This is a genomic window from Deinococcus sonorensis KR-87 (assembly GCF_040256395.1).
Classification (GTDB): domain Bacteria; phylum Deinococcota; class Deinococci; order Deinococcales; family Deinococcaceae; genus Deinococcus; species Deinococcus sonorensis.
The window spans coordinates 2,945,038-2,956,368 of sequence record NZ_CP158299.1; the positions used below are offsets into that span (position 1 = coordinate 2,945,038).

An 11,331-nucleotide genomic window follows, 5' to 3' on the forward strand; every position below is an offset into this window, starting at 1 on the left:
TCGCACAGCCGCCCTCAGGCTTCTGCCGCATGCAGCCGCACCAGCGCCTCCAGCGCCACCCGCACCATCCGGTCCACCCCTTCGGCCAGCACCGCCTCCGGCACCAGCTGCGGATCACCGATGTCGTTGCTCACGGTGGCGAGGCAGCCAGCCCGCACCCCATGCATTGCCGCCACCAGAAAGATGGCGCTGGCCTCCATCTCGAAGCCCAGCACGCCGTACCCGGCCCAGCGACGGGCGTGCTCCGGGGTGCTGGCATAGAAGGCGTCCTCGGTCATGACCAGCCCGACGTGGTGGGTCACGCCGGCCTCGCGGGCCGCCTGAACCGCCGCCTCCACCACCTCGAAGCTGGCAGTGGGCGCGTACGGGGCGCCCTGCAGCAGCTGCCGGGTGGTGCCGTCGTTCGGCACCGCCGCCTGCGCGATCACCAGGTCCGCGGCCTGCAGCCGGGGCGTCGCGCCGCCCAGCGTGCCCACCCGGATCAGGGTGCGCGCCCCCAGCCGGATCAACTCCTCGGTGACGATCGCCGCACTGGGGCAGCCCATGCCGGTGGCCTGCACGCTGACCGGCACCCCCCGGTAGGTGCCGGTGTAGCCGAGCAGCTGACGGTGCCGGGTGTACTCGCTGGCGCCCTCCAGATAGGTCTGGGCGATATGGTGAGCGCGGTTCGGGTCGCCAGGAAGCAGAACATAGGGCGCAACTGCGCCAGGCGCAGCGCGAACGTGAATCTGAGTGGGAGCAGCGTCGGTCATAGGGGGAGTATAGAGAGCGGTAGCGGCCGCCGGTTCCTCAGGACCTTCACACACCTGACGACAGCATGAGTTGGGGATCAAGTTACAATCCGGATGCTGGACATGAGAATTCTCTCATGAGCATTTTTCCTTAAGAGACGGTCAGTTTCCACACTGGAAGCGAGGAGACGCGTCCTGAACGCGTTCGTGCGGCTCATCATATGAGAGTTCCTATGAGTCTATGCAGAAGGTGGCTCATATTTTAACCCCAGGGGCCGGTTAGCGGCGTGGGTAGGCAGGGAGAATCACATGGAGGTTCACGGGGCGCTCACAGCGGTTTCTTACGGTGAGGGGCAGGACAGGCCGCAAACTGCGGTCTACACGGAGGAAACCCACATGCAAAACTTCAAGCGTCTGACCATTGCTTCAACCCTGGCCCTTGCCATCGGCGCTGCCAGCGCCCAGACCGACACCACCGCTGCTCCGGCGACCTCCACCCAGGTGACCACCTTCACCGACGTTCCGGCCGGCCACTGGGCCAAGGACGCGGTGGACCTGATCGTCCAGCGCGGCCTGATCCAGGGCTTCCCGGACGGCACCTTCCGCGGCAACGACAACCTGACCCGCTACCAGGCCGCGCTGATCTTCTACCGTCTGCTCCAGAGCGGCAACCTCAGCAACGGCTCGGTCAGCAGCACCGACATGACCACCATCGCCAACGGCATGCAGGAAGTCTCGACCGAACTGGCCGCCCTGACCACCCGCGTCTCGGACCTGGAGAAGCTGACTGCAGACCAGCAGACCCGCATCGCAGCGCTGGAGCAGCAGATCGCGACCCTGAACACCGGCAGCACCGCCAACGCCGACGTGACGGCCCTGACGGCCCGCATCGACGCGCTGGAGACCGCTGTCCAGAACATCCCGGCCGGCGCCCAGGGCCCGGCGGGCCCGGCCGGCGCTGCCGCCGACACCAGCGCGCTCGAGGCACGTGTGAGTGCCCTGGAAGCGGCCGCCAACGCGGCGCCCGCCACCACGACTCCGGCCACCACCCCGGCCGACACCAGCACCACCCCCGGCACGGTCGTGATCGGTGACACCAGCACCACCGACACCACTGTGGCCACCAACCCCGGCCGTCTGTACGTGGGTGCGAACTACACCTACGCCCTGGCCACCGACACCACAAACAGCACCGGCGTTGCTGTGCAGGGCGCTCGCGCTGCCTACGGCGTCGTGGTCGGCAGCACCCAGGTGGTTGGCCCCTTCGGCGCGCGCATTGCCGCTGACTACGTGGCGGGCAGCAACGCCACCAACGGCGGCACCATCAACGCCGACGCCGACATCACCTACAGCCTGAACGCGGGCGGCAAGTTCTCGCCCTACGTTGGTGTCGGCTTCGGTCTGACCAGCAGCAAGGACCGCACCGCCGGCTCGACCACCAACGTGGTGGACTACTCGGCCAATGGCCTGGTGGGCGTGGACTACCGCTTCACCAACAACATCGGCGTGTACGCCGAGGCCCAGGGCCGCTTCTACCTCACCAACAAGGGCTCGGGCACCAACCTGCAGCCGTCCGACCCGAACGCGACCGGCTTCTTCAACAAGGGTGGCTTCGGCAGCACCGCCAAGGCCGGCCTGAAGTTCTTCTTCTAAACTCCAGCCTGCGCACTCCATCTCCAGCCACCTGAATACGCGCAGAAAGAACCGGCCCTGAGAAGGGCCGGTTCTTTTTCCATCCTGAACTCGCGCTTCAGCCGAGGGCCGGCACCCGGTCCACGAATCGGCCGTCCAGCAGGTGCAGCTGCCGGTCGGTGCGGGCTGCCAGCGCGTCGTCGTGGGTGACCAGCAGCACGCCGGTGCCGCTGTCGTGGGCCAGCGACAGCAACAGGTCCATCACGGCCACCGCATTTGCCCGGTCCAGGCTGCCGGTGGGTTCATCGGCCAGCACGATGGCCGGGCCAGTTACCAGCGCGCGGGCCAGCGCCACCCGCTGCCGTTCTCCACCGGACAGCTGTTCGGGCATGGCCCGCTCTCGGCCGGCCAGCCCCACCCGGTCCAGCAGCGTCCGGGCCGCCGCGGTCACGTCGCGCCTGAGCAGCAGCCCCGGCACCTGCAGGTTGCTCAGCACGTCCAGATCCGGCAGCAGGTAGTGGTGCTGGAACACCAGCCCCACCGAGGCGGCCCGGCGCCGGGCCCGCGCCTGGGTGTCCAGGGTGTCGGCGCGCTCCCCGCCCCACCAGATCTCACCAGACTGCGGCCGGTCCAGGCCACCCAGCAGGTGCAGCAGGGTACTCTTGCCACTGCCGCTCGGGCCGGTCACGGCCACCACCTCGCCGAGGCTCACCTCCAGCGACACGCCGTGCAGCACCTCCAGGCCCCCAAACCCGTGAATGAGGGTGCGGGCGCTCAGGGCGGCGGGCGGCGAGGAGGTCACGGCTGGGAGCTTAGCGCATGAAGGCGCCGCATGCGTTTCCGTATGGAAGTACAGGCCCGCACGCGGTACAGTCAGCCTCCATGGTGCCCTCCTCTGACGCCCTCCTCGCCGCACTGCGCCAGAGCCCACTGTTCCGGGACGTGCCGGAAGCGGCCCACACCGCGCTGCTGGAAGCCAGTCAGCGCCAGTACATGCCCGACGAGGTGCTGATTCAGCAGGACGCGCCGGGTGAGGCGCTGCTGATCCTGCTGTCCGGCGTGGCGCGCATCAGCCGCGAGAGTCTGGGCGGACGCGAGCGGGTGCTGGGCTACGTGTACAGTCCGGCGGTGCTGGGCGAAACGGCCCTGCTGGGCAGTCAGGAACGCAGCGCCACGGTGGTGGCCACTGAACCGGTCAGCGCGCTGGTGCTGTTCCGCGACCAGTTTGAACGTGTGGTGGCCCGGCATCCCCGGGTGCTGTGGAATCTGGCCCGGCTGCTGGCCAACAGCGTCACCCAGCAGAACGACGAGCTGATCGCGCTGGGGGTGAGCACCGAGGCCAATATTGCCCAGGCGTTTCTGCAGCTCTACCGGCAACGGCTGACGGCCGGCACGCCACAGCCGGAGCGCCTGCCGATGACCATGCATGACCTGACCCAGCGGGTCTCCAGCAGCCGCGAGACGGCCAACCGGCTGGTCCGCAAGCTCAGCAAGCAGCAGCTGATCCGCACGCTGCCGGACCACAGCGGCATTGAGCTGCTGGACGTGGAGGCGCTGGAACACCTGCTCTTTGATCTCGCGGACGACTGAAGGCTGGCGGCTCAGGGGATCGGGACGGCCGCCAGCAGCGCCTGCACCAGCTCCGGCTGCGGCAGCCCACTCTGGCGGCTCAGCAGCCGGTGGGTGGCCACCGCTCCGAACACCGCCTTCACGTCATCGGGCCACACACTGTCCCGGCCGGCCAGCCACGCCCACGCCCGGGCCGCCGAGAGCAGACCCAACGCCGCGCGCGGGCTGAGCCCCTCCTGCACCTGAGGCGACTCGCGGGTGGCGCGCACCAGCAGCTGCACGTAGTCCACAAGCGCCCCCGACACATGCACCTGGGCCACCTCCTGCTGCGCGGCCTGCAGCTGTTCCCCGTCCAACACGGCGGGCAGCCGCTGAGCGGCGCTGTACCGGCCTCCGGACAGCAGCAGTTCACGCTCGGCGCGCGGGTCCGGGTAGCCGAGCGTGATGGTCAGCAGAAAGCGGTCCAGCTGCGCTTCCGGCAGCGGAAAGGTGCCATGGGCGCTCTGGGGGTTCTGGGTGGCGATCACGAAGAAGGGGCGCGGCAGCGGGCGGGTCTGGCCGTCGGCGCTGACCTGCCGCTCCTCCATCGCCTCCAGCAGGGCCGACTGGGTGCGCGGCGAGGTGCGGTTCAGCTCGTCGGCCAACAGCAGCTGCGTGAAGATCGGCCCCGGGTGAAAGCGGAAGTCACCGCTGCCCTGCTGGTACACGCTGATGCCCAGCAGATCGGCCGGCAGCAGGTCGCTGGTGCACTGCACCCGCCGGAACTCCAGCCCCAGCGCAGCGGCCAGCGCCCGCGCCAGGGTGGTCTTGCCCACGCCCGGCACGTCCTCGATCAGCAGGTGACCGCCGGCCAGCAGACACGACACGGCCAGCCGCAGCTGCCGCCCCTTGCCGAGGATCACCTCCTCCAGCTGGGTGAGCACCTGGGTCATCTGGGCGGCGGGGCGGGTGAGCGTCATGCCGCCTACACTAGCGGCTTCATCCTGGCAGGATTGTCTCAGCGCCGCTCAGCCCTCACCCATGCGGAGGCCGCACACTGAGCTATATATCCATCCCAAGGAGGACTTCTCTGATGATCACGGTCATGAACCGCATCTCTGTCAGCCCCGAGTACGCCGAACAGTTCGAGCAGCGCTTCGCAGACCGGGCCCGCATGGTGGACCAGATGCCGGGCTTCGTAAGCAATCAGGTGCTGCGTCCGGTCGCGCCGGGGGACCCCTACATCGTGCTGACGTGGTGGGAGAGCCGCGAGGCCTTCGACGCCTGGACCCGTTCCGACGCGTTCACTCAGGGGCACGCCCGCAGCAGCACGCTCCCGAAAGAAGCGTTCAGCGGCCCCAACCGGCTGGAGGTCCATGAGGTGCTGCAGGACAGCAGCCGCCCGGACTTGGTGCCGGAACCCAAGGGCCAGCCGATCGGCGGTCACTGAACGGCCGCACAACGAGCGGGGGCCTGGACATCCAGGCCCCCGCTTCAACGGTGATGCTCAGTGGCTCAGGCGGTCCTTCACGTCCTGCGCCTGATCCTTCGCCTTGTCGGCCGTGCGGCTCGCAGTGGCTTCCACGTCGCGCTTCACGTCGTTCGACACCGACTTGGCCTGCTGCCCGATGTCCTGCGCGGCGGACTTGGCCGCCTCCACCGGACTGCGGCCTTCGCGCACTTCCTGCACCGCATTGCCGGCCCGGCTCACGGCCGACTCGGCCACGTCACGGGCGGCGGGGCTGACGTTCCCGATCATCCCCATCAGGCGGGTGCGGGTGGAGGGGTTGTACAGCGCGTACCCCAGGCCCGCCATCAGCACCAGACCCCAGGGGAAACCGCCGCCCTGCTTGCGCGGAAACCGCTTGCCCAGCGCGTCAATGCGGTCGTCAATCTGGCTCAGGTTGCGCTCGATGCCCTTGAGGCGGGCGTTGAACTGCTGGTCAATCTTGCGTTCCTGCATGTGGTCCCCCATCGTCTCGGCCAGATCCTGCGCGCTCTGTTTCACTGTCTCCATCATGTCGAACCTCCTGTGCTCATGAGGGGCCGCCCTCAGGCCGCCCGGACCTGTTCAGGCGTTCGTGCTGCGCTTCAGATCGCGCACCCGGTCGTGGCAGACCTGAACCGCCAGACACAGGACCAGCGGACCCGAACCGGCAGTGCACCGTTCTGGGAACCACTGACCTGCGTCTGGAGCGCGTTTGCGCCCTGTTCGCCGGTCACCATGCGTTCAGTGTGCTGGGCGCCACTGAAACATAGATGGGGAGAACCCCGGCATGATCTTGATGAGGCGGTCAGGGTTTCTTGAGCTGCCTGCGGCTCAGCGCTGGAGGCGGGTGTGCCCGTCCAGCGTCAGCAGCGAGCCGTAGAGGTCGGGGCGGCGGTCACGGAAAAAGCCCATGCCGGCGCGGAACCGGCGGGCCGCCTCCAGGTCCAGGCCGTGCACCAGCGCACCCTCCTCGTCCGCGCCGAACTCGGCCACCAGTTCACCGGTGTAGTCCGAGATGAAGGCGTGGCCGTAATAGGTCTGCTCATAGTCACCCACCCGCTCGGTGCCGATGCGATTGGCGGCCCCCACGTGGGTGCTGTTGCTGACCGCGTGCCCCACCATGGCCCGCTGCCACATCAGGTAGGTGTTGGGCGTCTCGACCTCCGACGGCTCCGAGCCGATGGCGGTTGGGTACAGCAGGAAGTCGGCGCCGAGCAGCATCATGGCGCGGGCGGTCTCCGGGTACCACTGGTCCCAGCAGATGCCCACCCCCACCCGCCCGAAGCGGGTGTCCCAGACCCGGAACCCGGTGTCACCAGGATTGAAGTAGTACTTCTCCTCGTAGCCGGGGCCGTCGGGGATGTGGGTCTTGCGGTACACGCCCAGCACCTCTCCGCTGGCATCGATGGTGGCGAGGCTGTTGTAGTACGCCTGCCCGGCCCGCTCGAAGAAGCTCAGCGGCAGCACCACGCCCAGTTCCTGCGCCAGCCGCTGGAAGCGCCCGATGAACGGATGCCCCTGCACCGGGTGGGCCAGCGAGAAGTACTCCTCGCGCTCCACCTGACAGAAGTACAGGTTCTCGAACAGTTCCGGCAGCAGGATCACCTGGGCGCCGCGCCCGGCGGCGTCGCGCACGTGCTGCTCGGCGCGCTTCAGGTTGTCGTCCAGTTCCGCCGTCATGTGCATCTGGATCACGGCGAGGTTCACGGGGTCAGACATCAGGCTCCTCCTGTGGAGTCAGGCGCAGGCGCCGGGCCAGCTCGCCGGTGGGGCGGGTCAGGCCGGTGCGCACGTCCAGATAGGCTCGGTACAGCGGGTCGAGGGCGGCACTCAGCACCACCACGATGCCGTGATGGTCCATCTCCAGCCCTGATATCACAAAGCCGGCCCTCAGCTTCGGGACCAGCACCGCATTGTTGGTGGCGTGGTGATGGCTGCGGATCACGCGGTACCCTTCGGCGCGCAGCGTCTCCATCACCAGGGGCAGCAGCCGGGTGTAGATGCCCCGGCCCCGGTGCTCCGGCAGCAGGGCCGTGTTGACCATGTAGGCGCTCCGGGCGTCCCACTGCCGGGAGATCTGCCAGCCGGCCACCCGGCCGCCGTGCACCACGATCCAGGCAAACCGTTGCCCGGCCGGCGGCTCCCGGCGCGCCGCCTCGCCCCAGTCGAACGACACGGTCTGGAACGCCAGCGGCTCCAGCGCGTCGGCCACCGCCCAGGCCACGTGGCTCGGGACCGGACGCAGCGTGTAGCCGTCACCCAGGTCCACTTCCTCGCCCTCGGCGTCCGGGAGCGCCACGGCCGCAGCGGTTGCTGGCGCGCCGGGAGCGGCCTCGTCCAGCCCCAGCCGCCGGGCCGCCTCACCCGACGGCCGGATCTCGCCGCTGCGGACGCGCATCGCCTCCCGGTACACCGGGTCTACGCTGTAGACCAGTTCCAGCATCAGGCCGTGATCGTTGTGGATCAGGCCCTGAATGAAGAACCCGGCGCGCAGTTTCGGCAGGATCACGGCGGTGTTGGTCAGGTGATGGTGGCTGCGGACCAGCGTGTACCCGGCCTTGCGGAAGGCGGCCAGCAGGTGCGGCAGCAACCGGGTGTACAGGCCGCGCCCCCGGTGCTCCGGCAGCAGCCCGGTGTTGACCATCGTCACGCTGCGTCCGTCCGACTGCCGCGCGTAGTGCCAGCCGACCGGCTCCGGCTGATCCGGGCCGTAGATCAGCCAGGTGTGGGTGGGCAGCTGGGCCAGGGCCGTGGGCAGCGCGGCCGGCTCGGGCCACTGGTACGACACGCTGCTGAAGACCCGGTCCTCCAGCCGGGCGTACAGCTCCAGGTACGTCTGCAGCGGCACCTCGCGGGCCTGATAGCCCCCGCCCAGGTCTACGGCCCCGGCCATACGTCGCCTTCCGGCTGCTGCTGGGTCATGCAGTGAAAGCTGCCGCCGCCCTCGATGATGGCCCGCGACATCAGCCCGATCACCTCGCGCCCAGGAAACAGCGGACGCAGCACCTCCAGCGCCCGCTCATCATTGGGGTCGCCGTAGAGCGGCACCACCACGAAGCCATTGCCGATGTAGAAGTTGGCATAGGTGGGCGGCAGGCGGCCCTCGGCCCCCTCCAGCCGGACGGCGGGCAGCGGCAGCTCCACCACCCGGAACGGACGGTCCTGACCGTCCCGCATCTCGCGCAGCCGCGCCAGATTGGCCTGCATCGGAGCGAAATTGGCGTCGGCGGGGTCCTCGGCCACGCTGGTCACGATGGTCTGGGCGTCGGTGAAGCGGGTGATGGTGTCGATGTGACCGTCGGTGTGGTCGTTCTCCAGCCCCCCGTCCAGCCACAGCACCCGCTCCGCGCCCAGGTAGTCGCCGAGCAGCCGGGCGTAATCGGCCTCGCTCAGCTGCGGGTTGCGGGTGGGGGTCAGCAGGCAGCTGCGCGTGACCAGCGCCACGCCCTCGCCGTTGACCTCCACCGCGCCGCCCTCCAGCACAACAGGCAGGTCCCAGTGGCCCATGCCCAGCTGACCCGCCACGTACTCCGGCACCAGATCGTCGTGCCGCCACTCAAACTTGCCGCCCCAGCTGTTGAACTTCCAGTTGGTCAGCGCCAGCGGGCCGGGCGCGTCCGGCTGATCCTGACGCACGAAGATCGGGCCGTTGTCGCGGATCCACACGTCGTCCAGCGCCACGCGGTGGTAGCGCAGCTGCGCCAGATCGCCCAGCCGCCGCCGCGCGTCCTGTTCGCTCTCGTCGTCGCGCACCAGCAGCTCCACCGGCTCAAACCGCACGATGGTCCGCACCAGCTCGGCGTATTCGGCCCGCACCGCAGGCAGGTGACCGAACCACAGCTCGTCGTCGGCCGGCCAGCTCATCCAGGTGGCGGCGTGTCCGGCCCACTCGGCGGGCATCGCGAACCCCAGCGCGCTGGGGGTGGGGTCCTGGGGGGTCAGGTGCCTGTTCATGCCCGGCATGATACGGGCCAAGGGCCGCCGCACACAGGCGGGCCGCCACCTTCAGGTGCCGCCGCCTGAGCCCGGATCACATTACTCGGGCACAGGTGAAGCCGCTGGTCGCGCGACGGCTTCAACCGGCGGGGGCGCGCCACGGTTTCCTGAGCAGGGGGTAGGGGTTCACCGCCGTCCAGCCGGGCGTATAGACCCCGTAGTGCAGGTGGGTGGGCGTGCCGCGCGCGTTGCCGCTGTCGCCCACATAGCCCACCACCGTGCCCGCCGCTACCCAGTCGCCCGCCTTCAGCGCCGGGTAGCGCTCCAGATGCGCGTAGTAGTGGTGATACCCGCCCGGCCCGGTCACGGTGACGGTGCGCCCGCCCAACCGGTTCTCTCCCACCCGGCTCACCACGCCCTCGGTGGTGGACAGGATCGGCGTGCCGCGCGGCGCAAAAATATCCACGCCCTCATGGGTGCGGCCCTCGCTGCGGGCGCCACCCCAGGTGTCGGCGAAGCGCACGCCCGGCAACGGCAGTGGCAGGCTGGACACGGCCGGCGGCGGGGCCGAGAGCAGGCGGCTGTACCGCAGCGCCTGCTGCAGCCACGGCCAGACCACCCAGCCGATCACGGCCAGCACCGCCACCATAACCAGCACAGACCACACCCGCCGCATGGTTCCAGTAGAGCCGGTCGGCATGAGAGACGCGCCAGAGGTGGTTCAGCGCTGACCGAACAGCGTCGCGCGGTCCTGGCGCAGCGTGGCACCAGTGAACTGCCCCCGTGCAGAGGGCGCCTCGACGTTCGTTCAGGTGAAGCCGGCGCGCCGGGTCCTGCCACTGGCCCATGCCGACCGGCCTTCAGGCTCCGCCCGTCAGCGGGCAGTCCCAGCGTCCGAGGCCTCAGCGGGGCGCTTCCCCTCAGCAGCACGGCCACCGGGTTCAACCCACGTCAGGGAAGCCCCGGCGGAGCGGGCCCTACAATGCCAGCATGACCGACGCCGACCTGCCCACCGACTTTGACCCGGAGGCCCCCTTTCTGGCGGACGACAGCCAGCTGGAGCGTCTGAACGGCGCCGACCTGTACTTCGAGCTGACCGGCCCGGAGGATGCCCCGGTGCTGGTGTACCTGCACGGCGGCCCCGGCTACAACAGCGTGTCGTTCCGCACGCTGATCGGGGACCGGCTGGAGCACTACCGGGTCATCTACCTGGACATGCGCGGCAGCGGGCGCAGCGGGCCACTGTCCGAGACCGAGCGCGGTGATGAGACGCTGGACATCGACACGCTGGTGGACGACCTGGAGGCGCTGCGCGACCACCTGGGCCTGGAGCGCCTGACTCCGCTGGGCCACGGATTCGGGGCGCTGGTGGCGCTGGAGTACGGCCGCCGCTTTCCGGGCCGCACCGCACGCGTCATCGTGGTGAACCCCTGGGTCCACTTCCCAGACCTGGCGCTGACTCTGCTGGCCGAGGCCAGCCACATGCGCGGGGTGGAGCTCACCGATCCGGCCGACGAGGTGCGGGCCAACACCCCCGAGGGCGAGTACCCGGCCTTCGGGGAGGCGCGGCTGGAGGCGGCCTTCGGACTGGTGAACGCCCGCGATCTGCTGAACGCGCTGCAGTTCCAGGACGCCACCAGCCGGATGCGGCTGGAGTACGCCGACGCCGAGAGCCAGCTGCTGGGCGGCGGCGAGGTGCAGCAGGCGCTGGTGAATCAGGGGCTGTGGAGCTTCGAGTACACGCCCTTCCTGATGGAGCAGAAGCGCCCGGTGTGGGTGATCGCCGGCACCGCCGACCGCACCAGCTACCCGGAGCAGGTGCAGTGGGTCGAGGACCTGACGCAGGCCGACGTGACGCTGCTGCTGGCAGGCCATTACCCGTGGCTGGACGACGAGGACGGCTTCGTGGAGGCGCTGGACCGGGCCATGGGGGAGTAGGCCGCCTCACTTTAAAAAGTAAACAAGCCCCCCTCTCCCCCTCGGCCCGGGTTGCTA

At 69.3% G+C, this 11,331-nt stretch carries 12 protein-coding genes; 4 read left to right on the forward strand and 8 right to left on the reverse strand.

The annotated features are described in order from the left end of the window. Positions 1-14: 14 nt before the first annotated feature. Positions 15-752 (reverse strand): purine-nucleoside phosphorylase, encoded by a 738-nt coding sequence (locus ABOD76_RS19760; RefSeq protein ID WP_350243661.1) that lies wholly within the window; start codon positions 750-752, stop codon positions 15-17. Between the two features lie 375 nt (positions 753-1,127). On the opposite strand from ABOD76_RS19760, the gene ABOD76_RS19765 reads away from it, so the two are divergent. Further along, positions 1,128-2,384, forward strand: coding sequence for an S-layer homology domain-containing protein (locus tag ABOD76_RS19765; protein WP_350243662.1), 1,257 nt, complete (start codon positions 1,128-1,130; stop codon positions 2,382-2,384). Between the two features lie 97 nt (positions 2,385-2,481). Here the strand turns inward: ABOD76_RS19765 and ABOD76_RS19770 are convergent, their stop codons facing one another. After that, on the reverse strand, positions 2,482-3,165 hold the full coding sequence (locus ABOD76_RS19770; protein WP_350243663.1) for an ABC transporter ATP-binding protein: 684 nt from the start codon (positions 3,163-3,165) through the stop codon (positions 2,482-2,484). 80 nt (positions 3,166-3,245) lie between these two features. Between ABOD76_RS19770 and ABOD76_RS19775 the strand changes: the two genes are divergently transcribed. Continuing rightward, positions 3,246-3,953, forward strand: a complete 708-nt coding sequence (locus ABOD76_RS19775; RefSeq protein WP_350243664.1) for a Crp/Fnr family transcriptional regulator — start codon at positions 3,246-3,248, stop codon at positions 3,951-3,953. Between the two features lie 11 nt (positions 3,954-3,964). Here the strand turns inward: ABOD76_RS19775 and ABOD76_RS19780 are convergent, their stop codons facing one another. After that, a complete protein-coding gene (locus tag ABOD76_RS19780; RefSeq protein ID WP_350243665.1) occupies positions 3,965-4,891 on the reverse strand; it encodes an AAA family ATPase in 927 nt (308 codons plus the stop codon). Positions 4,892-5,004: 113 nt separating this feature from the next. Here ABOD76_RS19780 and ABOD76_RS19785 point away from each other — a divergent pair, with 113 nt between their 5' ends. Then, the gene (locus ABOD76_RS19785) at positions 5,005-5,361 is read left to right on the forward strand and encodes an antibiotic biosynthesis monooxygenase family protein (protein WP_350243666.1); all 357 of its coding nucleotides are present in this window, start codon (positions 5,005-5,007) and stop codon (positions 5,359-5,361) included. Between the two features lie 57 nt (positions 5,362-5,418). Here the strand turns inward: ABOD76_RS19785 and ABOD76_RS19790 are convergent, their stop codons facing one another. The 5 genes from ABOD76_RS19790 to ABOD76_RS19810 form a co-directional block, all read right to left on the reverse strand. Further along, entirely contained in the window at positions 5,419-5,931 is a 513-nt protein-coding gene (locus tag ABOD76_RS19790) for a hypothetical protein (protein WP_350243667.1), read from the reverse strand. Between the two features lie 300 nt (positions 5,932-6,231). Beyond that, a complete protein-coding gene (aguB, locus tag ABOD76_RS19795; protein WP_350243668.1) occupies positions 6,232-7,119 on the reverse strand; it encodes an N-carbamoylputrescine amidase in 888 nt (295 codons plus the stop codon). Then, complete coding sequence (locus ABOD76_RS19800) at positions 7,112-8,293, reverse strand: GNAT family N-acetyltransferase (RefSeq protein WP_350243669.1); 1,182 nt, start codon at positions 8,291-8,293, stop codon at positions 7,112-7,114. The genes aguB and ABOD76_RS19800 overlap by 8 nt, the downstream gene beginning before the upstream one ends. Next, the gene (locus ABOD76_RS19805) at positions 8,278-9,354 is read right to left on the reverse strand and encodes an agmatine deiminase family protein (protein WP_350243670.1); all 1,077 of its coding nucleotides are present in this window, start codon (positions 9,352-9,354) and stop codon (positions 8,278-8,280) included. Before ABOD76_RS19805 ends, ABOD76_RS19800 begins: the two co-directional genes overlap by 16 nt. 121 nt (positions 9,355-9,475) lie before the next feature. Continuing rightward, positions 9,476-10,012 carry a M23 family metallopeptidase gene (locus ABOD76_RS19810; protein ID WP_350243671.1) on the reverse strand — a complete coding sequence of 179 codons (537 nt, stop codon included), beginning with the start codon at positions 10,010-10,012 and terminating at the stop codon, positions 9,476-9,478. Between the two features lie 314 nt (positions 10,013-10,326). Here ABOD76_RS19810 and ABOD76_RS19815 point away from each other — a divergent pair, with 314 nt between their 5' ends. Then, on the forward strand, positions 10,327-11,274 hold the full coding sequence (locus ABOD76_RS19815) for an alpha/beta fold hydrolase (protein WP_350243672.1): 948 nt from the start codon (positions 10,327-10,329) through the stop codon (positions 11,272-11,274). The last annotated feature ends 57 nt before the right edge of the window (positions 11,275-11,331 follow it).